The organism is Microlunatus speluncae (assembly GCF_009299835.1).
Lineage (GTDB): Bacteria > Actinomycetota > Actinomycetes > Propionibacteriales > Propionibacteriaceae > Microlunatus > Microlunatus speluncae.
Genome location: NZ_VKCZ01000021.1, coordinates 26307 through 49613 on the forward strand (window position 1 = coordinate 26307; position 23307 = coordinate 49613).

The 23307-nt window shown below is 68.9% G+C and carries 22 protein-coding genes; 12 read left to right on the forward strand and 10 right to left on the reverse strand.

All coding sequences use genetic code 11. The features are described from left to right. Positions 1–97 precede the first annotated feature (97 nt). Entirely contained in the window at positions 98–2104 is a 2007-nt protein-coding gene (locus tag FNH24_RS29660) for a PhoX family protein (protein WP_246187141.1), read from the forward strand. A gap of 476 nt (positions 2105–2580) precedes the next feature. Here the strand turns inward: FNH24_RS29660 and FNH24_RS29665 are convergent, their stop codons facing one another. Beyond that, complete coding sequence (locus FNH24_RS29665; protein WP_152365884.1) at positions 2581–3093, reverse strand: hypothetical protein; 513 nt, start codon at positions 3091–3093, stop codon at positions 2581–2583. A 152-nt stretch (positions 3094–3245) separates the two neighbouring features. Between FNH24_RS29665 and FNH24_RS29670 the strand changes: the two genes are divergently transcribed. Then, positions 3246–4238, forward strand: coding sequence for a GlxA family transcriptional regulator (locus tag FNH24_RS29670; protein ID WP_152365885.1), 993 nt, complete (start codon positions 3246–3248; stop codon positions 4236–4238). Here the strand turns inward: FNH24_RS29670 and FNH24_RS29675 are convergent. The 6 genes from FNH24_RS29675 to FNH24_RS29700 all read right to left on the reverse strand — a co-directional run bounded on the left by FNH24_RS29675 (position 4216) and on the right by FNH24_RS29700 (position 8745). Beyond that, positions 4216–4791 (reverse strand): dihydrofolate reductase family protein, encoded by a 576-nt coding sequence (locus tag FNH24_RS29675; protein WP_152365886.1) that lies wholly within the window; start codon positions 4789–4791, stop codon positions 4216–4218. The two genes, FNH24_RS29670 and FNH24_RS29675, sit on opposite strands and share 23 nt — an antisense overlap. Before the next feature lie 148 nt (positions 4792–4939). Then, positions 4940–5497, reverse strand: coding sequence for a hypothetical protein (locus tag FNH24_RS29680; protein WP_152365887.1), 558 nt, complete (start codon positions 5495–5497; stop codon positions 4940–4942). Positions 5498–5866: 369 nt separating this feature from the next. Then, positions 5867–7093: a CynX/NimT family MFS transporter gene (locus FNH24_RS29685; RefSeq protein ID WP_152365888.1), complete on the reverse strand. Its 1227-nt coding sequence runs from the start codon at positions 7091–7093 to the stop codon at positions 5867–5869. A gap of 14 nt (positions 7094–7107) precedes the next feature. Continuing rightward, a complete protein-coding gene (locus FNH24_RS29690; RefSeq protein ID WP_152365889.1) occupies positions 7108–7884 on the reverse strand; it encodes a DUF3027 domain-containing protein in 777 nt (258 codons plus the stop codon). Between the two features lie 3 nt (positions 7885–7887). Then, positions 7888–8271, reverse strand: coding sequence for a cold-shock protein (locus FNH24_RS29695; RefSeq protein WP_152365890.1), 384 nt, complete (start codon positions 8269–8271; stop codon positions 7888–7890). Positions 8272–8388: 117 nt separating this feature from the next. Beyond that, a complete protein-coding gene (locus tag FNH24_RS29700) occupies positions 8389–8745 on the reverse strand; it encodes a hypothetical protein (protein ID WP_152365891.1) in 357 nt (118 codons plus the stop codon). Between the two features lie 29 nt (positions 8746–8774). On the opposite strand from FNH24_RS29700, the gene FNH24_RS29705 reads away from it, so the two are divergent. Further along, on the forward strand, positions 8775–10712 hold the full coding sequence (locus tag FNH24_RS29705) for an acyl-CoA dehydrogenase family protein (RefSeq protein WP_152365892.1): 1938 nt from the start codon (positions 8775–8777) through the stop codon (positions 10710–10712). A 70-nt stretch (positions 10713–10782) separates the two neighbouring features. Here FNH24_RS29705 and FNH24_RS29710 read toward each other — a convergent pair whose 3' ends face one another. The 3 genes from FNH24_RS29710 to FNH24_RS29720 all read right to left on the reverse strand — a co-directional run bounded on the left by FNH24_RS29710 (position 10783) and on the right by FNH24_RS29720 (position 13633). After that, complete coding sequence (locus tag FNH24_RS29710) at positions 10783–11625, reverse strand: nucleotidyl transferase AbiEii/AbiGii toxin family protein (RefSeq protein ID WP_152365893.1); 843 nt, start codon at positions 11623–11625, stop codon at positions 10783–10785. Further along, complete coding sequence (locus tag FNH24_RS29715) at positions 11618–12637, reverse strand: hypothetical protein (RefSeq protein WP_152365894.1); 1020 nt, start codon at positions 12635–12637, stop codon at positions 11618–11620. Before FNH24_RS29715 ends, FNH24_RS29710 begins: the two co-directional genes overlap by 8 nt. A 123-nt stretch (positions 12638–12760) precedes the next feature. Beyond that, entirely contained in the window at positions 12761–13633 is an 873-nt protein-coding gene (locus tag FNH24_RS29720; RefSeq protein WP_152365895.1) for a LysR substrate-binding domain-containing protein, read from the reverse strand. Positions 13634–13811: 178 nt separating this feature from the next. On the opposite strand from FNH24_RS29720, the gene FNH24_RS29725 reads away from it, so the two are divergent. From FNH24_RS29725 to FNH24_RS29765, 9 genes are all read left to right on the forward strand, one after another. Beyond that, complete coding sequence (locus tag FNH24_RS29725; protein ID WP_246187142.1) at positions 13812–15146, forward strand: MFS transporter; 1335 nt, start codon at positions 13812–13814, stop codon at positions 15144–15146. A gap of 54 nt (positions 15147–15200) precedes the next feature. Continuing rightward, on the forward strand, positions 15201–15647 hold the full coding sequence (locus tag FNH24_RS29730) for a hypothetical protein (protein WP_152365896.1): 447 nt from the start codon (positions 15201–15203) through the stop codon (positions 15645–15647). Between the two features lie 222 nt (positions 15648–15869). Next, positions 15870–17021 carry an ROK family transcriptional regulator gene (locus FNH24_RS29735; protein WP_161606389.1) on the forward strand — a complete coding sequence of 384 codons (1152 nt, stop codon included), beginning with the start codon at positions 15870–15872 and terminating at the stop codon, positions 17019–17021. 37 nt (positions 17022–17058) lie between these two features. Beyond that, positions 17059–18702, forward strand: a complete 1644-nt coding sequence (locus tag FNH24_RS29740) for an ABC transporter substrate-binding protein (protein WP_152365898.1) — start codon at positions 17059–17061, stop codon at positions 18700–18702. A 34-nt stretch (positions 18703–18736) separates the two neighbouring features. Continuing rightward, the gene (locus tag FNH24_RS29745) at positions 18737–19720 is read left to right on the forward strand and encodes an ABC transporter permease (RefSeq protein WP_152365899.1); all 984 of its coding nucleotides are present in this window, start codon (positions 18737–18739) and stop codon (positions 19718–19720) included. A gap of 13 nt (positions 19721–19733) precedes the next feature. Then, positions 19734–20654, forward strand: a complete 921-nt coding sequence (locus FNH24_RS29750; RefSeq protein WP_152365900.1) for an ABC transporter permease — start codon at positions 19734–19736, stop codon at positions 20652–20654. Then, the gene (locus FNH24_RS29755) at positions 20651–21652 is read left to right on the forward strand and encodes an ABC transporter ATP-binding protein (RefSeq protein ID WP_217428630.1); all 1002 of its coding nucleotides are present in this window, start codon (positions 20651–20653) and stop codon (positions 21650–21652) included. The genes FNH24_RS29750 and FNH24_RS29755 overlap by 4 nt, the downstream gene beginning before the upstream one ends. Beyond that, positions 21649–22662 carry an ABC transporter ATP-binding protein gene (locus FNH24_RS29760; RefSeq protein ID WP_152365901.1) on the forward strand — a complete coding sequence of 338 codons (1014 nt, stop codon included), beginning with the start codon at positions 21649–21651 and terminating at the stop codon, positions 22660–22662. Before FNH24_RS29755 ends, FNH24_RS29760 begins: the two co-directional genes overlap by 4 nt. A gap of 19 nt (positions 22663–22681) precedes the next feature. Further along, complete coding sequence (locus FNH24_RS29765; RefSeq protein WP_246187143.1) at positions 22682–23245, forward strand: GNAT family N-acetyltransferase; 564 nt, start codon at positions 22682–22684, stop codon at positions 23243–23245. Positions 23246–23307: the final 62 nt, after the last annotated feature.

Below are 23307 nucleotides of genomic sequence, written 5' to 3' on the forward strand. Positions count from 1 at the left end.
GGGAGAGGCTCGCGCTGTCCAGACCCCCGACCGGCCTCACACCGGTCAGACATCTCGGGAGAGTGCGATGAAACTGTCCACATCGGGGAACCTGCCCATGCTGGGCCAAACCCATGGCAACCGGAGTGCCGTCACCTGTCACCTGAAGTGCGACAGCGCCTGCGCCTCCCCACCACCGAACACGAGCAGCGAGCCGACCTTCGCCGAGATCGCGGCGGGCCAGCTGAGCCGCCGCGCGCTGCTGATCGGCGGTGGCGCCCTGGCCGCGACCGCCGTCGCGCCGGCCCTGATGCCGGAGTTCGCCGCCGCCACCGAGGGCCGCCGGGCCCCCGGCGAACGGAAGGTCAGCGGCCGATTCCCGTTCGACCCGATCGCGCCGGTCGAGGCGACCAAGGACGCGCTGACCGTACCGCCCGGCTTCGAGTGGACCTCGATCCTGCGCTGGGGCGACCCGCTGTTCCACAACTCGCCGGCCTTCGACCCGGAGCACCCGAACGCCGAGGCCCAGGAGCTGCAGTTCGGCTACAACAACGACTACCTGGACATCATCGTCACCGACAAGGCGGGCCGCCAGGCGCTGCTGGTCTGCAACCACGAGTACACCAACCGGGCGATCATGTTCCCCCCGACCGGCAGCCAGGCGGCTGAGGCCGAGGTGTTGCGGACGCTGATGGCCGCACACGGGCTGAGCGTGGTCGAGCTGCGGCGCGGCGGCAAGGGCAAGCCGTGGAAGTACGTCCGCGGCGGCGAGAAGAACAACCGGATCACCGCCTACTCGCTGTTCGCCGCGACCGGCCCGGCCGCCGGATCGGAGCTGCTGAAGACGGCCGCCGACCCGACCGGCAAGCGGATCTCCGGCACCTTCGGCAACTGCGCCGGCGGCACCACGCCGTGGGGCACGGTGCTCTCCGGCGAGGAGAACTTCAACGGCTACTTCAAGGCCGATCCGGCCGCGCCGGGCAGTGCGCGCTACGGCCTGAAGAACACCCCGAGCACGTACGGCTGGGAGAAGATCGACCCGCGCTTCGACGCGACGACGCCGGACTACGCGAACGAGCCGCACCGGTTCGGCTGGATCGTCGAGGTCGACCCGCAGGACCCGACCGCAACCCCGCGCAAGCACACCGCGATGGGCCGGATGAAGCACGAAGGTGCCAACGTCCGGGTCGACGACGACGGCACCGTGGTCGCCTACATGGGGGACGACGAGCAGTTCGACTACCTCTACAAGTTCGTCGCGAAGAAGAAGTACAAGAAGGGCGACTCGGCCGCGGCCCGGCGGCACAACCTGACCCTGCTGACCGAGGGCGACCTCTATGTGGCCCGGTTCAGCGGTCAGCAGAAGCCGGGCAACGACAACCTCGGTCGCGGCACCTGGGTGCCGCTGACCCAGAACGGCAAGTCGGCCGTGCCCGGCATGAGCATCGACGAGGTGCTGGTCTTCACCCGGCTCGCCGCCGACAAGATGAAGGCCACGCCGATGGACCGGTGCGAGGACGTCGAGCCCAACCCGCGGACCGGCAAGGTGTACGTCGCGTGCACCAACAACTCCAACCGCGGCGTCGAGGGCAAGCCCGGCACCGACGCGCCGAACCCGCGGCCGAAGAACAAGGACGGCCACATCATCGAGCTCACCGAACACAAGAACGCGGCCGACGCGACCACGTTCGACTGGAACCTGTTCCTGGTCTGCGGCAATCCGGATGACGCCGGCACCTACTTCGGCGGCTGGGACGGCCCGGTGTCGCCGATCTCCTGCCCGGACAACGTCGCGTTCGACACGACCGGCAATCTGTGGATCTCCACCGACGGCGCGCCGAGCGGCATCGGCAAGGCCGACGGCCTGTTCCGGGTGCCGGTCACCGGGCGGGAGCGTGGCCACCTGGTCCAGTTCCTCGCGGTGCCGAACGAGGCGGAGACCTGTGGTCCGGTGATCCATGATCTCGACGGGTCGGTGTTCGTGGCGGTGCAACACCCGGGTGAGGACGGTGCCTGGGGCGATCAGCACTCGTACTTCCCGGACTACGTGCCCGAGGGCTCCCGCCCCGACCGCGGCGACTGGCGCGGCCCCCGCCCCTCCGTCATCCAGGTGACCTACAAGTAAACCCCCGCCGAGACGTCACCAAGACACCGGTTTTCGCGGCGTGTCGGTGCACAAGTGACGTCTCGGCAGCGGGTCGGCGCCGGGCTCGCTCGGCCCGAGCAGTTACCCCTTCCAGCCGGTCGCGACCTCGACGCCGTGGTCGTCGCGAGACGAGGCCGCCGTCCAGACGGTTCACCGTCACAAATCGGGGGCGCAACGCGGACCCACCGGGCGATTTCGGTCCCCACGGGGCGTTGCACCCCCGATTCGTGCCAGTGCGCCCGCTCGCCCCGCTGACCACTCCGCCGCAGTCCCGCACGTCCGATCTCGCGGATCGTTGGCAGCGACTTCTCATGCCGCTGACCTCGACACCTCAGTCCAACGGCCGAGCAGCCAATCCCCGTTGGTATCCAGGCCGCTGTCGGGCCGGCCCCGTGAACCCGGAACCCATTCGAACAAGGGGTTTCCGGCAACCGCTGGGCAAGGTCAATCGAAGATCAGGAAGGATAGGTGGAGCCGTCCCACCATTGGATTCGATCACAGGTGGCGCGGTTGTTCGTGTTGCCAGGAATCCGGTGGTGGGCGTTATCCATTCGGCCCCACGAGTCGGTCGCCTTGCGCCAGGTCGCGAAGGATCCGGTCGCCAGATACCAGTCGCCGATCACAGCCAGGTGGCGCCGACCCTGGCTCACCCAGCCGATCTTCCACACGAACGGATCGCCGTTGATGGCACACAGACCGTAGTCATCGACGTTGTAGGAGGCGAGCACGACGCTGTCTCCGTTGTGGAGCGTATAGATGTAACCGGAGTTCCGGTCCTTCACCTGCACGCCGTGTGCCGGTGCGCTGGTGATCCGGGTGCACAGGTAGGTGTAGGGAGAATTGTACGGATCACAGGGAAAGAGCGTCGCCGCCGACGCCGGTGTGGCTGTCGCGAAGGTGAATCCGGTCATCACGCAGGCGGACAGCGCGATGGCCAGCAGAACATGCCGTAGAACCTTCATGATCATCTTCCTCAATGGTCGGAACGGTAGGTGGCGGTCCAGATCTCCACGCAGCTTGCCCGGGTTCGGTGCCGGCTAACGGTCGCCCGTCGGGCCATGTCCACATTCCTGGGGAGTAGGTCCAAACCAGACAGGTCGGCCTCGTAGGATCGGGGCCCATGGGGCCGCGCTTGATCTTGGTTGTCGGCTACGACGGTGCCGAGTTGCTCGACATCGCGTGCGTGACGTCCACCCTGACGACCGGGTTGACGACCGCCGCGATGATCATCGGACGGGACCGGTCCGAGACGCCGTACCAGGTGCGCCTGCTGACCCCCGGAGGCCGGCCGATCACCTGCGCATCGGGGTTGGAACTACGCGCGCACGGTGCGCTCGAGCGGCACCGCGGTCCGGCGGACACGCTCGTGATCTCCGGCGGATTCGGCTCCGGTGCCGCCGCGTCCGATCCGCGACTCGTCGGCCACGTCCGCCGACTTGCCGCGACGGTTCGCCGGGTTGCCTCGATCTGCACCGGCGTCGGCATCCTCGCCGAGGCCGGGCTGCTCGACGGCCGCCGGGCCACCACCCATTGGGGATTCACGGACCTCTACGCTCGTCAGTATCCGGCCGTGACGTTCGACCCGGATCCCATCTACATCCGGGATGGATCCGTCTACACCTCGGCCGGCGTGACCGCGGCCCTCGACCTGACCCTCGCCCTTGTCGCCGAGGATCTGGGCGAGGCCCGAGCCCGCGAGGTCGCGCGGGCACTCGTGACCTACTTGCACCGGCCCGCCAACCAGGCCCAGATCAGTCTGCACACCGGTGCCCCGGCGCCCGCGGACCCCATCGTGGCGAAGATCGTCGAGCACATCACCCGCCGACTGAGCGGCGACCTGGCCACCCCCACGCTCGCCAGCAAGGCCGGGATCAGTGCCAGGCACCTGTCCCGGCTCTTTCAACGCGATCTCGGACAGACCCCCGCCCGCTTCGTGCGGCAGGCTCGGGCCGAGGCCGCCGCCCAACTGATGTCGACGACCTCGCTGCCGCTGTCCCGGGTCGCGAAACGCTGTGGCTTCGCCACCACCGAAACCTTCCGAGTCGCCTTCCTCGCGACCTACGGCGTCCCGCCCTCCCGATTCAGAATGATCACTGCCGGGGCGGACGGATAACGCGATAGGTCAGGTGGGTCACGCCCTGGTTGACGGCAACCGACGTGCATTCGAGTTCGATCGCTTCCGGCAGCTCGTGGAAGTACGGACGCCCGCCGCCCAACAGGGTCGGGACCAGGTCGATGACGAGCTCGTCGAGCAAGCCCAGCTTGAGCGCCTCGGTCGCGGTCGCGCCGGACGTGATCTTCACGTCCTTCCCGACGGCTTCGGCGACCTCTCGGGCTTGGCGGATCGCCGATTCGAGCCCGTCGGTCACGATCGTCTGCCCCGGCGCGGCGTCCGGGATCGGGTCGCGGCTGACGACGAACAACGGAACGCCGGGCACCATGCTGTCGCCGCCCCACCGGGCCGCGTGTTCGTAGGTGTTACGCCCCGACACGACGGCCCCGGTCCGGCGGCCGTCGTATTCGGCGATCGCCCGGTTGGCGGCGCTGTCATCGGACAACCAGTCGAAGATGCGGAAGCCGTCGCCGAGTCCGCGGCCGGCTCGGGCCCCGCGGCCGGAGACGAATCCGTCGACCGAGGAAGCCAAGGTGATGAATACGAGCGTCATAAGCGAAACCTTTCGAATCGTCCGGCACCGGTTCGCCGGGGCCGCGACGCGATCCTGGCCAACGGCCCGACGCCGCGACAGCGACTCCGCCCTGATGGTCCGAAATCCTGCGAACCTTGTCCTGACCCCTCTCCCGGCATCAACTTCCTCAGCTCCCCATCATCCGTCGTCGGACATAGGCCACGGTGACGGCGCCGAGTAGCGGACCCCAGAGCACCAGCGGCAGGTACGCGCTCGCCATCAGGATCTGCCAGCCACCGTCAGGTTCCAGCGGATCGTGGAAGAGGTCGGTGAACAGCAGCGGGTTGGCGCCCCAGAGCAGGGTCAGGGCCACCGCGCCCAGGCCGGCCGGCACCGCGGCGGCGAGCGGCGGCACCCGCCGGCCGCCGACCAGGGGCAGCCAGGACGGCAGCACCTCGCCCCAGGGCCGGACCAGGCCGAGCGTCAGCAGCGCCAGGCCTTCGGTGACCAGGCTCAGCGCGACCAGGTAGACCCGGTCCAGCACGGTGGCGGCGTTGTGGGCCATCCAGTCCGGGTGATAGCCCAGGCTGAATCCGGCGGCGAGGCAGAGTCGCCAGAGCCCCGACGGGACGGTGGTCAGGGCGGCCAGGTGGGCGGCCCGGACGGCCCAGCGGGCCGGTGGCCGGCCGTCCCGCGGGTGCACGGCGGCAGCCGGCGTGGTGGCTGTCGTTGCACGGTTGATCATGTCGGTCGCTCCTCGATCGATGCCGTCACCGACTCTGCCGGTTCACCCAGCCGGCGCCATCCCCCGGCCGGGTGACCTGGCTTCACCCGCCGATCGATTCGGGCCGCCGCAAGGCGTAGTCGGCCGTGCCCTGCACCGGATCGGAGCGGACGCGCCGGAAGCCGGCCCGTTCGAGCCCGACTCGGGCGGCCAGAAGCGCAGGGCCAGGCGGTCCGTGATCAGCGCAGGATGGTGGGAAGCGGAAGCGTGCATGGGTAACTCCTGATCATTCGAAGGAAAGCGGGTCGCTGAAGACGGCCGGCGGCAGCCATATTCATCGACCTCCCTCGTCCCGCTAATGATCACGGCGCGTCGCGCGCCACACCGACTCTAGTCGACCCGGGCGTGGGTGTGCCGATTGCGGCCGGCCAGATACCCGGCCGTCCCGTGCCCGGCGGCGAGCACGATGATCAAGATCAACACGGCCTGCCAGTCACCGGTCACGGTGTGCAGCCAGCCGCCGGCGATCGGGCCGCCGGCCGCCATCAGATAGCCGACCGACTGGGCCATGCCGGACAGCCTGGTCGTCTGGGCCGCGGTCCGGGTGCGCAGCCCGATCACGGTCAGCGCGAGCATGATCGACGAGCCGGAGCACATCCCGGCGATGATCACCCAGAGCAGGATCACGGCCGGCGCAACCAGGATGCCGATCATGGCGATGATCATGCCGGCCCCGAGCAGCACGCCGACCGCTCGCTGGTCCCGCCATCGGGACAAGGTGCTGCCGATCGTCCAGCCGGCGACCATCCCCGCCACCTGCATGATCAACAGATGCAGCCCGGCCAGCGCCGGCGGCAGGCCGCGGTCGACCTCGATGGTCGGCAGCCAGGTGACCAAGATGTAGAAGATCGTCGACTGCAGTCCCATCGTCAGCGTCACCTGCCAGGCCAGGGCCGAGCGCCACATGGTTCGCTCCGGATCGACCGGTCGCGGCGCAACAACCGGCACCCCCGGCCCGGCGGAGGCCCGGTGACGCAGCACCCGGATCCGTAGCAGCCAAGCGATTGCGGCGATCAAGGCCGGGCCCGACCAGACCACCAGCGCGCCGCGCCAGTCGGCCGGCAACAGGTCGGCCAGCGGCACGCTGAGCCCGGAGGCGACCGCCGCGGAGCCGTTCATCACCGCCGAGTAGCTCGCGGTCATCCGCGGCACCTGGCCGGGGAAGTCCCGCTTCACCACGGCCGGCAGCAGCACGTTGATCACCGCGATCGCCGTGCCGATGATCATGGTGCCGGCCCAGAGCCAGACCGGCCCGGCGATCGAGCGCGTACCGACGCCGACGGCGAGCAGCAGCAGGGCGAACAGCAGCGTCCGGTCGATCCCCCAGCGGACGGCGACCTGGTGCACCAGCGGCGAGATCGCCGCGAACGCGAGCAGCGGCACCGCGGCCAGCAGGCCGAGACCGGTCGCCGGCAGCCCGGTGTCCAGGCCGATCCGATCCAGCACCGGGCCGACCGAGGTCAGCGCCGGTCGCATGCTGGTCGCGATCAGGACCACGCCGAGCACGATGATCACCCGGGCCAGCCGTGACTCGCTCCGGGTCAACGTCGGCGTCACCGGATGCCGGCGGTTCAGTCGAACAGGGTGGCGGGCTCGTCCCAGACGATCGTGTCCCAGACCGGCGGCGGCAGCTCGGTCGCCCGGTCGTCGGAGACGACACTGGAGTGCGCGCCGCAGCCGTGGTCGACGGTGACGACCTGCGCGTCGTTGGCCGAGAAGGCGTTGGTGCAGACCCCGAACCCGCGCCCGAGCCGACCGCTCAGCCGGACGAAGAAGCCGCAGCTCAGGCAGTGGCCGGGAGCCAGCCGGGTGGTCTCGTTGTCCGGGCCGCCGGCGCCGGTCAGCCATCGCTCGGCGGCCTCGTCCCGGCCCTGCGGCGACAGCACCCGCTCCCGGCCGAGGCCGAGCTCGGCCACGATCGCCCGGGTCTGGCTCGCCTCGGCCGGATCGGCGTCGGCCGCCTGCTCCCCGCCGGTGTAGCCGGGCTCCAGCCGCGGATCGTTGTCGGCGGTCGGCAGCACGATCCCGGCGGTCACGTCGCCGGGCTGGATCCGTTCCGCCCACGGCACCCAGGACGACGCCAGCAGCGCGCCGTCACCGGGCAGCAGCACGACCTCGTTCACGGTCGGCACCTTGGCCCGGGACGCGCGCGAGACGGTCACCGACCAGCGCCAACCGCGGTAACCCGGGTGCGGGCAGCCGAAGAAGTGACTGACCAGCCGGTCGCCTTCGGACTCGTAGCCGAGATGATCACCGACGCCGAGCTGGTCGGCGGTCTCCTCCGCCGCCGACCGGGCGAGGTCGACGGCGTCGACACAGATCTGGTCGGCCTTCACGGTCCGCGGCATGCCTCAGAGCTCCAGTTCGTCGGCCACCGCGCGGAGCACGCTGGCCACCTTGGCGCCGGTCTTGGCATCCGGGCGCTTGTCGCGACGGTACGTGTTACCGATGCCGTCCAGCATCTTGATCAGGTCCTCGACGATGATCCCCATCTGCTCCGTGGACTTCCGGTTGGCCTTCGCCAGGCTCGGCGGTGCCTCCATCAGCCGGAGCGCCCAGGCCTGTTCGCCACGACGCCCCTCGATCAGGTCGAACTCGACCTTCTGACCGGGTTTCAGGGCGGTCACCCCAGCCGGCAGCGCGTTGGCGCGCACGTAGACGTCGCCACCGCCATCCTTGGTCAAGAAGCCGAAACCCTTCTCGGCGTCGAAGAACCGTACCTTGCCTACCGGCACGTCAATTTCCCTCCGGGCATGCGTGAATCACCTGTTTTCAGGCTCGCCCAGCCTAGCTGGGGCGCCCAGGCCCGGCCAACCCGATATCCCCTGGCCGAGACCGGGTCGGGTAACCGGTCACTCGATCCCGGCGGCCTGGTCGAGCTCCTGCAGCAGTGCGTGGGCGGCCAGCTCGACCTGCTTGTGCCGCCACTCCGCGGCCCGGTAGACGCAGGCGATCAGGCCGGTCCGGTGGATCCGCCGGAAGTCGCCGTAGACGAACGCGAAGCGCGCCTTGGTCTCGTCGTTCGCGCCGTCGGTCAGCCCGAGATGCCAGCCGGCGTACTCATCCCAGCCGTGCCGGTCGAGGTAGCCGTTCTGCACCTCGGCCGACGGCTGGACGTCGCCCCAGTCGCTGTCCAGCACGTACTGGCGGGCGGCGATCAGCTTCCGCGCACGGGCCACACCGGCGTCGTTGACCAGGTATCGAGCCATTTCACCAGTCTGCCCCTACGATCCGGGTCATGGACAGCACTGCGACGGAGAGTACGGAGACGAACAGCACGGGGACGACGGGATCGCTGACCCGGCTGCTGGACGGCCGGTGGGCCGAGGTCCGGGACCGCGCCCGCGGGTTCGAACTGCGCCACTTCGACCCGCCGTCGTACGAGCTCGGCACCGAGGAGCACCGGGCCCGGGTGCTGGACCGGCTGCGCGAATTCGCCGCCTCGGGCCTGCCGCAGGTGGGGTTCGATCCGGCGTACGGCGGCACTGGTGACGTCGGCGGCGGCATGGTCGCGATGGAGATGCTCGGCTTCCGCGATCTGTCGCTGATGGTCAAGTCCGGCGTGCAGTGGGGCCTGTTCGCCGGGGCGATCGCGGCGCTCGGCACCGAACGGCACCGCCAGGCCTATCTGCGGGACGCGATCGACCTCGACCTGCTCGGCTGCTTCGCGATGACCGAGTCCGGGCACGGCTCCGACGTCCAGTCGCTGGAGACCACCGCGACCTATCGGCCGGAGACCGAGGAGTTCGAGATCCACTCCCCGACCGCGTCCGCGCGCAAGGAATACATCGGCAACGCCGCCCGGGACGGCCGGGTCGCCGTGGTCTTCGCGCAGTTGATCACCGGTGCGGAGTCCCACGGCGTGCATGCCCTGCTGGTGCCGATCCGGGACGAGTTGGGCCAGCCGCTGCCCGGTGTGACGATCGGCGACTGCGGCCGGAAGGCGGGCCTGAACGGCGTCGACAACGGCCGGATCAGCTTCGACCGGGTCCGGGTGCCGCGGGACGCGCTGCTCGACCGGTACGGCCAGGTCGCCGCCGACGGGACGTACACGAGCTCGATCAAGAGCTCCGGCCGGCGCTTCTTCACTATGATCGGCACCCTGGTCCGGGGCCGGGTCAGCGTCGCCGGCGCGGCCCAGAACGCGGCCAAGCTGGCGCTGACCATCGCCGGCCGGCACGGCCTGGCCCGGCGGCAGTTCCCGCGGCCGGGCCGCGAGGAGGAAGAGGTGGTGCTGCTCGACTACCGGGCGCATCAGCGACGGCTGCTGCCGGCCCTGGCGCGGACGTACGCACTGTCGCTGGCGCAGAACGCGTTGCTGGAGGACCTGCACGAGCATCTCACCGCGCCGGCCGCCGACCCGGCCGACCAAGATCAACGCCAGCGCGAGCTCGAGTCGCGGGCCGCCGGGCTGAAGGCGGCGTCGACCTGGCACGCGACCCGGACCATCCAGGTCTGCCGCGAGGCCTGCGGCGGTGCCGGCTACCTGGCCGAGAACGTACTGCCGCAGCTGCGCGCCGACATCGACGTGTTCGCCACCTTCGAGGGCGACAACACGGTGCTGCTGCAACTGGTCGGCAAGGGGCTGCTGACCGACTACTCGACCCAGTTCGAGGATCTCGACATCCGCGGCGTGGCCCGCTTCGTCGCCGACCAGTTCGTCGGCTTCGCCACCGAGCGGACGGTCAACCGCGGGGTGCTCGAACGCCTGCGCCGGCGGCGCGGGGAGCAGCCGGAGATCCGCGACCGGGCCTGGCAGCTGGCCCAGCTGGAGGACCGGGAGAAGCACCTGATCGAGACCGCGGCGCTACGACTGCGGGGGCGGATGGCCGGTGACGCCGACCCGTTCGACGCCTTCAACGCGGTCCAGCCGCATCTGCTGACCGCCGCGTCGGCGCATGTCGAGCGGCAGGTGACGGAGGCGTTCCTGGCCGGCATCGACACCTGCCCGGAGCAGGCCGACCTGCTCGACCTGCTCTGCGACCTGCACGTCCTCTCCGGGATGGAGGCCGACCGGGCCTGGTATCTGGAGCACAACCGGATCAGCGACCGCCGGGCGAAGGAGATCGTCAAGGCCGTCGACGACCTGTGCGAACAGCTGCGCCCGCACGTCCCGGAACTGCTCGCCGGCTTCGGCATCCCCGACCCCTGGATCACCGCCCCCATCGCCCAGTAGGTCACGTGGCACTTTCACCATCGACGACGCCGGGCGTCGCCGTACGCCCTGAGCTAGCTGCGACGCGCTACTAGCTGCCGGCGACGATCTCGCAGAACTCCGTGACCGCCAGCACCGCATCGGCCGCAGCCTGGTCCAAGTCGGCGTCGGGATGATCGATGTAGAACTGCGACACGTATGCCTGAGGGCCCGGGGCATCGAGGTCGGCAAAGTTGGCGCGAAGGTTCACCAACCAGGTGTGCATACGGGTCCCTGGTGACGTCCCGAATGTCTCGACAACCCGGTTTGCAGCTACGCGGTGGCCGCCCTCGTCGTTGTGGAGAAGCACGAACGCGATGTCGTACCAGTCCTTGGCTTTATTACGGCCGTGCGCCGCGGCGGCCTTCGCGATCAGGTACCCGGGCAGTCCGGCAACGTTGAGCCGAACGACCCGGAGCTCGCCGTCGACCTCGGCGTTGAACTCTCGCTCGACGGCACCCTTGGTGGCGTACCTGGTACCGCGCAGATTAACGGCGCCCAGATTCTCGGCGCCGTTGAAGTTGACGATGGCCTCTGCTCGCTGGTCATCGAGGTCTGCCAGGAGCTCGAATTTCACGACAGTCTTATTGCCGTTCTCATCGACCTGGTTCCAGCGCCAGACCTTGTCCTCGGACGGCTTGAAGTGCGCATCCTTGAGCGCCTGCTCGAGCCGGGCCGCGTTGTCGGCGCCAGCCGCGATCTCCAGGTTCACCTGGACGTCAATGTCAGTCGTTCCGGCGTGCAACCACTCCGAGTCCGAGCACAGCAACTCCGGAACAAGGCCGCCGAGAAGAACGAAGCCCGGCTTCGTCCCATAGTGGTGGGCGACGCATACCAAGGCGAGCTCGGCGGCAGCTCGCGCTCTACGAGTGCGTTCCGGCTCCATTTCACTCATTGAGCATCAGCTCTCGCAGGTTGGTAGCGATGTCTTCTCCCCGCACGCCGGTGGTCATGAGGTCCGCGTAGCACCTAGCCCACGGCACGATAGCGAGCCCGTCACGCCATTCGCTGAGCTTTGCAGTCGCCTTCGTGGGGAAGGGTCGCAGGGCTAGCCGTCCGCCACGAATGGGAGACAGGTTGACCAGTTCGGCACCGGCAACCAGCTGCGGGTGAGTGTCGGCATCGATGTAGACGAGTAGTGGCGCAACCTGGGTAGCGAACGGGGCAAGAGCGGCGGCAGCGACCGCCGAGGTAGCCGCCCATGTGACCTTCTGCTTGCGCCAGCTTTCGCCGATCTCAGCGATGGCGGCCAATGGGTCTCGGGCGAGTAGGCCCACGTGGATCTCGGCCTTCGGAGCGAAGGCGCCAGCGGCGGACGCATAACTGTCCAGAAGGGCGCCTGGGTCGCTCAGGCTGCGCGCCGACTTCCGTCCGCGAGCCGCATCAGCTTCCAGCTGTCCCTCGGCAGCGAGGAACGCTAGCGATGCCGTCACCGTACTGGACGACATACCAGTCGCCTTGGTCACTTCGTCAACTGTCGGTCGTACACCTTCAAGGAGTGCTTCCGCGACTCCGAGGTCGCTAGCCCGCCATCGCACTTGTTTCGATGCGAGCTGCGGCGGCGCGGTTCGGCTGACAATCAGGAACGGGAGACTGATTTCGGCGGCCCCGGTTTCCTCGACCCAGCCGACTCCCGCTTTGGCCGCGGCTGCCCGAGCCCCCTCGGACATCTTGGGCGCGACGATGACGGTGACATAGGGGCGTGGGGACCGGTTGAGGACGTTCGTGACGGCCGGGAGGGTGCCGGCCCGCAGCCACTCGACGGCAATCGTTTGACCGGCGACGCTGACAAGGGCGTCGGGGCGCCAGTCGCGAGCTGACCCAGGTGAGGGCTCGGTAACGGTCGAGAACGAGGCCGTCCGAGGCAGCACAGCACGCAGGCCTTTGACGGCTCGTTCGGCGCTCATAGCTACTCCTTAACCTCGGCGAAAACGAAAATACCATTGTGTTCCGAGTTTTCATGGATTCCCGAGTTTTTGATGATCCGTAGCAGCCATGCAGCGAAGTCTTCGCCCTTCGATAGCCCGGAGTTAGGGGCGGAGGGGGGTTAGGGGGAGGTTGGTGATGGCTTTGGCGAGGGCGTCTACGGGGCCGCGGGCGGAGCGGGGGTTGGCGACGAGAGCCATTTCGATGTCCGGGAGCGGGGGGAGGTCGAAGCGGCCGGAGAGGTTGCGCAGGTCGGGCGGGACCCGGCTCTGGGCCAGGATCGAGATGCCGAGGCCGGCCCGGGTGGCGGCCAGGATGCCGTTGATCTCGCGGGTGTTGCAGGTGATCCGCCAGGTCCGGTGCGCGTTCTCCAGGGCCGACAGCGCCGCGTCCCGGCTCCAGCTCGGCGCCGGATAGGTGACCAGTGGCACCGGGTGCGCGGGCTCGATCTGGGTCCGGTCGAGCCCGACCCAGACGAGCCGGTCGCGGCGGACCAGCTGGCCGCGGTGCGAGTCGGCCTCCTGGTTGATGAAGATCAGGTCGAGGTGATTCGAGGCCAGCCGGCGCAGCAGGGTGCCGCTCTGGGTCACGGTCAGCTCCAGGTTGATCCGCGGATAGAGCTGCCGGAACTCGCGCAGGATCGTCGGCAGTTCGCTCACCGCCAGCTCGTCGGCCGCGCCGAACCGAAGCCGGCCGCGCATGGCCGATCCGGTGAAGTACGACACCGCCTCGTCGATCGAGGCCAGGATGGTCCGGGCGAACCCGGCCATCGCCTCACCGTTGTCGGTCAGCGACACCGACCGGGTGTCCCGCTGGATCAGCTGCCGCCCGGCGGCGTCCTCGAGCCGGCGGACGTGCTGCGACACGGTGGGCTGGCTGAGCCCGAGCTGCTCGGCCGCCCGGGTGAAGCTGAGGCCGTTGGCCACCGCGAGGAAGGTACGGAGCAGCGTCGGATCGAACGTCTTGTCATCGGCCACGACAATCTCCGTCCCGCTGTCTTATAACTCCAGCCAATACAATATATAGGCCTTATGTCTTTGCTGAATATCAGCGCCACGCCTTAGGGTTGGTGTCGGGCGACCTCAGAGACGAGCTCTTCGCTCGCCGGCCGATCCGGCGATGTCTGTCCAGCCAATCTGAGTTAGGTGTTTCGCCTTGTCCACGGCGCCCGCCGAGCGGTCCCGCTCGGCCTCGTTCGGTCTCGATCTCCTCACCCGGCCCATCCGGCAGCGCCAATGGCCGCGCACCTTGGCCGCCCTGCAGGTCCGGAACTACCGGCTGTTCCTGTCCTCCCAGGTGGTCGCCACGACCGGGCTGTGGATGCAGCGCATCGCGCAGGACTGGCTGGTCCTCGAGCTGACCGGGAGCGTCGCCGCGGTCGGCGTCGCGGTCGCCCTGCAGTTCACCCCGGTGCTGCTGTTCGGCCTGTTCGGCGGGGTGCTGGCCGACCGCTACAACAAGCGGCTGCTGTTGATCATCACCCAGTCGGTCGCAACCCTGATGGCATTGACGCTGGGCCTGCTGGCGCTCACCGGCACGGTGCAGGTCTGGCACGTGTATGCAGTCGCCGCGGTGCTCGGCTTCGTCACCGTGGTCGACAACCCGACCCGCCAGGTCTATGTCTCCGAGCTGGTCGGTGATCAACACATCCGCAACGCGGTCAGCCTGAACTCCTCGGTGTTCCAGTTCGGCGCCCTGCTCGGCCCGGCCCTGTCCGGGATGTTGATCAGCGCGGTCGGCCAGGGCTGGTCGTTCCTGATCAACGCCGCCTCGTGCCTGGTCGTGGTCGGGATGTTGATCATCATCCGGCCGGCGCCCAGCAACAGCACGATCGTTCAGAAGGCCAAGGGCCAACTGCGGGAGGGGCTGCGCTACATCCAGAACACCTCCGAGGTGGCCTGGACCATCGTGCTGGTCGCGACCATCGGCCTGTTCGGGCTCAATATGCCGGTGATCCTGGCCGCCTTCGCCGATCACGAGTTCGGGACCGGGGTCAGCGGCTATTCGCTGTTCAACTCGCTGACCGCGATCGGCGCCCTGGCCGGGGCGCTGATCTCGGCCCGGCGGCAGGGGCAGGTCCGGCTCCGGGTGCTGGTCAGCCTGCTCACCCTGCTCGGCTTCACCCTGGCCATCGCCGCGATCGCGCCCAGCGTCTGGACCTTCGGCATGGTGTTGATCTTGATCGGCCTGCTCACCCTGCAGTTCCTGACCGGGGCCAACTCGCTGGTCCAGCTGACCACCGCGCCGGCGGTGCGCGGCCGGGTGATGAGCGTCTATCTGCTGGTGCTGCTCGGCGGCCAGGCCCTGGGCAGCCCGGCGGTCGGCTGGCTGATCGACCACTTCGGTGCCCGGCCGAGCATGCTGCTCTGCGGCGGCCTGGTCGCCTTCGTGGCCCTGCTCTCCGGCCTGGCCATGGCCCACCGCTCCAACCTCCGGCTCGGTCTCGACCGGAGCACGTACCGCCGCTGGGTCCACATCCGCGCCCGCTGACCGGCTGCTTGGGAGAACCACCACTGGGCCCGTCCGTCGGTAAGCTGGCCGGCCGTGACTGCTGGAATCGGCAAGGACGGAACGGTCCCGGCCTGGCTTGCCGTGATCATTTTTGGCTCGCTGTTCGCCGTCAGCCTGGCGGCAACAGTGATCCTGAGCGTCCTGGTCTGGCCGGCCGAACGGGTCCCGAGCGGTCTGTTCTTCGGATTTCTCGGCAGCTACGCACTGGGCGCCCTGTCCGCGTCATTGACGGGAGCGATCCTGGGGAGTGTCCACACGGCTCGGCGGGCCAACACCGGCCGCTACGACTTCGACAGAGCGGCCGTCGCCGACTCGCGAGTGCAGGCAGCTGTGCTCGGCACGGCTGCCGTGGCACTCGCCCTCGTGGTGCGGACGCTCTGGGATCGCTTGCCGCTCGAGGCGGCGGGGAGCGGCGTGTTCGTGATCGTGGTGATGTGCCTGTGGACCTTCCGCGTGATCAGTCGGCTCCGCCGAAAGTGATCACCCCGGAGCTTCTCCTGTCCCGCGCCGGGCTCAGAAGAAGCGCCGGGCCCAGCGGCGGTCGGTCTCAGTCATCGTCGGGCTGCCCCACTTCCACGGCCACCAGGTTCCTTGCGACGACGCTTCGATCGCCGCCACCTCTTGACGATGCGGGGTGCCGAGGACCATGCTGCATCTGTCTGGAAACTTTCCAGACGATTAGCCGCAGGGAAGGGGCTGAGCGTGCGGATCCGGGGGCCGGGGGCACTGCGGGCGATGAACGATCGCGCCGCGTTGCAGGCCCTGGCACTGCACGGGCCGCTGTCCCGGACCGAGCTCGAGCACGAGATCGGGCTGTCCAAGCCGGCCGCCGCCGAGCTGTTGCGCCGGCTGGCCGAGATCGGGCTGGTCCGCCAGGACGGGCACCGGACCAGCGCCGGGCCGGGCCCCAACGCCAAGCTCTGGACGATCGACGAACGGGCCGGCTACGCGGTCGGCGTCGACGTGATCTCGGCCAGCTTCGACGTCGGCGTGGTCGATCTGACCGGGACGCTGGTGGCGGACCGCAAGATCAATCTTCGCGGTAGCGGGCCTGACCCGGTTCCGGTGCTGCGGCGCGCGGTGCTGGACCTGCTTCGTGATCATGACCTGCCGGCCGACGTGCCGCGCCGGGCCGTGGTCGGCATCTCCGGCTCTATCGATCCGGTGACCGGCTTCCTCGGCTACGCCCCACATCTCCCCCGCTGGTACGACTTCGACGTGCCCGGCCGGCTGGCCGAGGCACTGGAGATGCCGGTGACGGTGGAGAACGACGTCAATCTGGTCGCCACCGACGAATTGCGGCACGGTTGCGCCCGCGGCTATCGCGACGTGGTGCTGCTCTGGATGAGTCGGGGCGTCGCCGCGGCGGTGCTGGTCGACGGCAAGCTGCACCGCGGCTCCCGCGGCGCGGCCGGTGAGGTCGACTTCGCCCCGATCTCGCCCGAGGGGCAGCGGATGTCGGAGTTGATCGACGCCAAGGCGGTGCTCGAGCTGGCCGGGCGCTACGGCCTCGGCGCCAGCCGGGCCGCCACCGCGGTCCGGCGCGCGGTCGCCGCGATCAACGACGGCAAGCCAGGTGCCGGCGACCCGGACGGGTTTCTGGCCGAGCTGGCCGGGCGCATCGCCCACGCGACGGTGATCGCGGTCAGCCTGATCGACCCGCAGCTGGTCGTGCTGACCGGTGACATCGGGGTGGCCGGCGGTGACCGGCTGGCCGACCGGGTCGCCGACCGTTTGCATCGACTGGTCGCCCACCGACCCGAGGTCCGGCCCGGCACGGGGCGTGATCATGCCGTCCGGCACGGAGCCCTGGCGGCCGCCATTCAACAGGTACAGGAAGAGATCTTCGGATGACCGGCACGCCGGCCGCCGTCAACGGGAGGAAATGATCATGAAGCGAAAGTCGCTGATCGTCGCACTGATCGCGGTGCTCGGCCTGGTCGCCGGGTGTGCCGGCGGTGGCGGCGGCACCGGTGGCACCGGTCCGAACAAGTCCAATGCCGCGCTCACCATCGCCAACGTCGCCGGCACCACCTGGACCTGCGGCTTCAATCCGTTCAACCCCTCGGTCAATCAGCAGTCGGTCGGCTTCGTGTACGAGACGCTGATGCACGTCAACCCACTGCAGAACGCGAAGCAGACGCCGATGATCGCCGAGAGCGCGGAGTGGAGCACGGACAAGAAGACGCTCACCTTCACCGTCCGCGACGGCATCACCTGGAACGACGGCAAGCCGCTGACCGCTGCCGACGTCGCGTTCACCTTCAACCTGATGAAGAAGAACAAGGGCCTGGATCTGAACGCGCTCTGGTCGTCCGGGCTGCAGTCGGTCACGGCCAGCGACAAGTCGGTGATCATGAAGTTCGCCGCGCCGTCCGAGCCGTACTTCTATTACATCGCCGGCCAGACCGCGATCGTGCCGGAGCACATCTGGAGCACCGGTGAGGCGGGCCAGGATCCGGTGCAGTTCGCCGACCCGAAGCCGGTCGGCAGCGGGCCGTACACGGTCTCGGACTGCAAGCCGCAGAACATCCGCTACGAGGCCAACCCGAACTTCTGGCAGCAGGGCAAGCCAGCGGTGAAGACGGTCAACTACCCGGCCTACACCGACAACAGCCCGGCCAACCTCGACCTGGCCACCGGTAAGGCGCAGTGGGGCGGTCAGTACATCCCGAGCATCGATCGCTACTACGTGGAGAAGGATCCGGAGAACCACAAGTACTGGTTCCCGCCGACGGCCAACGTCTCGATCTACTTCAACCTCAAGCACGAGGTGACCAAGGAGAAGGCGGTCCGCCAGGCCATTGCGTACGCGATCGACAAGGAGAAGGTCTCCAAGATCGGCGTCGGCGGCTATCTGCCGGCCTCCAACCAGGGCGGCATCGTGCTGCCGACCTTCCAGGACTGGTACAACCAGGCCGCGGCCGACAAGTACAACTACAAGCCCGATCCGGCCAAGGTGACCTCGTTGCTGGCCGAGGCCGGCTACTCCCCGAGCAAGCCGCTGAAGCTGAGCATCATCACGGTCAGCGGCTACACCGACTGGGAGGCCGAACTGCAGGAGATCAAGAACCAACTGCAGCCGCTCGGCATCGAGCTGACCGTGCAGGCGATCGCCGGCCAGACCTACAACACCAAGCTCTACAAGGGTGACTTCGATCTGGCCTACGGGTCGCAGACCGGCGGCCCGGAGCCGTACTACGAGCTGCGGCAGATGCTGTTCAGCGGCAACACCGCGCCGCTGGGAGAGAACGCGTCCAGCAACTACGGCCGGTTCACCGACCCGAAGGTGGACAAGCTGCTCGCCGAGTACGCCGGGGCCGACGACGCCCGGCAGAAGGAGATCGTCTTCGCCCTGCAGGAGGTGATGCTGGAGGAGGTGCCGGTGGTTCCGGTGCTGGAGTCGGTGAGCTGGTTCCAGTACAACACCAAGGACTTCACCGGCTGGCCGACCGCCGACGACCCGTACGCGCTGCCGGCGCCGTACGCGACGCCGGACAACGAGCAGGTGCTGCTCCACCTGCAGCCGAAGTGATCATGGCCGAAACCCTTGAGCACAAGGAGGTCTGATGCGGTTCATCCTGCGCCGGATCGGCTTCTTCGTGATCACGCTCTGGGTGGCGCTGACCGTCAACTTCTTCGTGCCGCGGTTGATGCCCGGCAACCCGGCCGAGGCGATGATGGCCAGGTTCCGGGGCCGGGTCAATCCGGACGCGTTGAAGGCGCTGGAGGTGGCCTTCGGGATCGACACCCAGAAGCCGCTGCCCGAGCAATACGTGGAGTATCTCGGCAATACGCTGACCGGCCGCTTCGGCACCTCGCTGACCTTCTTCCCGCAACCGGTCAGCGAGGTGCTGGCCCAGGCGCTGCCCTGGACCCTGGGACTGGTCGGGGTGACCACGGTGATCGCGTTCCTGCTCGGCACCGGGATCGGGATGGTCGGCGGCTGGCGCCGGGGCGGGGTGCTGGACAGCGTCCTGCCGCCGGTGTTCGTGATCACCGCCGCACTGCCGTACTTCTGGGTCGGGCTGGTGTTGATCATGGTGTTCTCGGTCGGCACCAACGGGCTGTTGCCCAACGACGGCGGCTACGACCCGATCCTCGATCCCGGCTGGAACGCCGAATTCGTCGGCGACGTGCTGAAACACGCGCTGTTGCCGGCGCTGACCATCCTGATCATCTCGATCGGCGGCTGGATCCTGACCATGCGCAACAACGTGGTGACGACCCTGGCCGAGGACTACATCCGGATGGCCCGGGCCAAGGGCATCCCGAACCGGCGGATCATGATCAACTACGCCGCACGGAACGCGATCCTGCCCAACCTGTCCGGGTTCGCCATGTCCCTCGGCTTCGTGGTCAGCGGCTCGATCCTGGTCGAGTTCACCTTCAACTACCCCGGGGTGGGCTACATGCTGCTCAGCGCGGTCAACAACCAGGACTATCCGCTGATGCAGGCGCTGTTCGTGATGATCACGATCACCGTGCTGGTCGCGGTGCTGATCAGCGACTTCCTGACCGCGTGGCTCGATCCGCGCGCCCGGACCGCATGATGAGGAGCCAGGCATGAGTGCCATTGCGGCCGGAACCGACGCGGCCGTCACCCCCGCCGCCCGGCCCCGAACCGGCCGGGGCATCGTCCGGGCCGTGCTCGGCAACCGGAAGGCGCTGGTCGGCGCGATCATGCTGGCGATCTTCGTGCTGGCGGCGGTGGTGCCGCAGCTGTTCACGCCGGTCGCCGACGCCAACAACGGCCAGTTCGAGCTGATGCTGCCGCCGTCGGCCGAGCACCTGCTCGGCACCACCGCATTCGGCCAGGACATCTGGGCGCAATTGGTCTGGAGCACTCGGCAGTCGCTGCTGATCGCGGTGATCGCCGGCGCTCTGGCCAGCGTGTTGTCGATCATCGTCGGGGTCTCGGCCGCCTATCTGGGTGGCATCGGCGACGACCTGCTGTCGCTGCTGACCGACGTCTTCCTGGTCATCCCCGCCTTCCCGTTGATCATCGTGATCGCGGCCTACGCCGGCGGCGGCAACCTGATCGTGGTGATCGGCGTGCTGGTGGTCACCGGCTGGTCCTACGGTGCCCGGCAGCTCCGAGCCCAGGCGATGTCGCTGCGCAACCGGGACTTCCTCGAGGCGGCCCGGGTCCGCGGCGAGCGGCGGTCGTACGTGATCATCTTCGAGATCCTGCCGACGATGATCTCCCTGATCGCCGCCAACTTCCTCGGCGCGGCCCTCTATGCCCTGCTCACTTCCGCCGGGTTGCAGTTCATCGGCCTGGGAGATCCGTCCTCGCTCAGCTGGGGCACCATGCTGCACTGGGCCCAGAGCAACGAGGCGCTGCAGACCGGCCAGCAGTGGTGGGTGATCGCCCCGGGCCTGTGCATCGCCCTGCTCGGTGCCGCCTTCGCGCTGCTCAACTACGCGTTCGACGAGATCAGTAATCCGGCCCTGCGCCCGGTCAGGAGGCGACGCGCTCGATGATCACCGATCAGATGATCACAGGCACCGACACGCTGCTCGAGGTCAGCGGGCTGTCGGTCGCCTACGACACCGACAGCGGCCCGGTGACCGCGGTCGACCGGGTGGATCTCCAGGTCCGGCCGGGCGAGTTCGTCGCCGTGGTCGGCGAGTCCGGCTGTGGCAAGTCGACGATGGTCTTCGCCATCGCGCAACTGCTCAGCTCACCGGCCCGGATCACCGGCGGCGAGGTCACCTTCCGCGGCCAGAACCTGGTCACCATGACCGAGCGCGCGCTGGCCCCGGTCCGCTGGCGCAATCTCTCGGTGGTGATGCAGAGTGCGATGAACGCGCTCAACCCGGTGCTGCGGATCAGCGCCCAGTTCGCCGACGCGCTGCGGGCCCACGGCGTCACCGACAAGGCCGAGATCCGGCAGCGATCGGAGGCGGTGCTGCAGCTGGTCGGCATCGACCGGGCGCATCTGGCCAGCTATCCGCACCAGCTGTCCGGTGGGATGCGGCAGCGGGCCATGATCGCGATGGCCCAGCTGTTCACGCCGGAGTTGGTGATCATGGACGAGCCGACCTCGGCGCTGGACGTGGTGGCGCAGCGCTCGCTGATGCTGCAGATCAAGGAACTGCAACAGGAGTTGGGCTTCGCGGTGATCTTCGTGACCCACGACATGAGCCTGGTCAGTCACTTCTCCGACCGGCTGATGGTGATGTATGCCGGCCAGGCGATGGAGTTCGGCCCGACCCGGCAGGTGTTCGACGCCCCCGCGCATCCGTACAGCCGCGGATTGTTGGACGCCTTCCCGTCGATCACCGGGCCGCGGGTGCCGCTGCAGGGGATCCCCGGCAGCCCGCCGAGCCTGCAGGCGCTGCCGCCCGGCTGCCGCTTCCAACCGCGCTGTCCGGTCGCCTTCGCCGATTGCGAGACCGTCGAGCCGCCGCTCTATGACGTGGCCCCCAGCGGTGCAGCCCGCTGCCTGCTGCACGATCCGAAGCGGGCCGACCGATGACCGCGCCGTTGCTCGAGGCCAGGAACCTGTCCCGGACGTTCCGGGTCGGCGGCCTGCGATCCCGCGGCACCCTGCACGCGGTCGACGACGCCGACTTCGCCATCGGCGCCGGGGAGATCGTCGCGCTGGTCGGTGAGAGCGGCAGTGGCAAGAGCACCATCGCCCGGCTGCTGGCCCAGGTCTATCGGCCGACCGGCGGCGAGATCCGGTTCGAGGGGACGTCGCTGGCCGACCTGCGGTCCCGGCGGGACGTGCTGCGCTACCGGGCGGCGGTGCCGATGGTGTTCCAGGACCCGTTCAGCTCGCTCAACCCGGCCTATCCGGTGTCGCACGGCATCCTCCGCGGGCTGAAGCTGCACCGGCCCGACATCGCGCCGGGCGACCGGCGGGCCGAGGCGATCCGGGTGCTCACCGCGGTCGGCCTGGCGCCGGCCGACCAGGTGCTGCACCGCTATCCGTACGAGCTCTCCGGCGGCCAACGGCAGCGGGTCGGCTTCGCCCAGGCGCTGGCGTACCGGCCGAAGGTGATCCTGGCCGACGAGCCGGTGTCGATGCTGGACATCTCGATCCGGATCGGGCTGCTCAACGTGATGACCTCGCTCCGCGACGAGCGCGGCGTCTCGCTGCTCTACATCACCCACGACATCGCCAGTGCCCGCTATGTCGCGGACCGGATGATGGTGATGTACGCGGGCCGGATCGTCGAGGCGGGCCCGGTCGATCAGGTGCTCGGCGACCCGCTGCATCCGTACACCCAGCTGTTGGTGGCGGCCGTCCCCGATCCGCGGGCCGAGCTCGCGGTGACCGCCGAGATGACCAAGGGCGAACCGCCGAAGGTGATCGATCCCGGCCCCGGCTGCCGGTTCGCCGACCGCTGCCCGCTGGTCCGCGACGTCTGCCGGACCACGACTCCACCGCTGCTCGAACTGCGACCGGGCGTCGAGGTCGCCTGTCATGTCGCCGCCGACAACGCCGGGCGCGCCGAGGATTCGATCGCCGCCGCGGGCTGAGCTTGGTATAACGGCCTCCGTGACCGAGCTGAGGTTGGCGCTGCCGGTGGACCTGCCGGCGTACGACGGCGTGCTGCTGCGCGGCTTCGACGAGCGTGATGTCGACATGGTGATGAATCTCGCGACCGACCCGTACCTGCCGCAGATCGGGTCGCTGCCCGGCAACGCCGACGCCGACCAGGCCCGGGAATACATCGCCCGGCAGTGGAGCCGGCTGAGCCAGGGCGCCGGCTACTCGTTCTGCGTCGCCGACGCCCGGACCGGCACGGCCCTCGGCACGGCGGGCCTGTGGCTCGTCGGCGGGCTGGACACCGGCCGGGCCCACGTCGGCTACTCCGTGGCCCCGCGATCTCGCGGCCAGGGTGTCGCCGGCCGGGCGCTGACCGCGCTGGTCGGGTTCGCCTGGACGATCCCCGAACTGCACCGGCTCGAGGCCTACATCGAGCCCTGGAACATCGGCTCGATCGGGACCGCCGAGATCGGCGGTTTCCAACGCGAGGGTCTGCTCCGCAGCCATCAGCCGATCGGCGGCCGTCGGGTCGACATGGTGCTGTACGCGAAGCTCCGGCCCGAGCCGAGCTGATCGAACCGGCGTTGTCCTCGTTCGGTCCTGGATCGACTGTGACCGGCGCGCCCCGGCGAGAC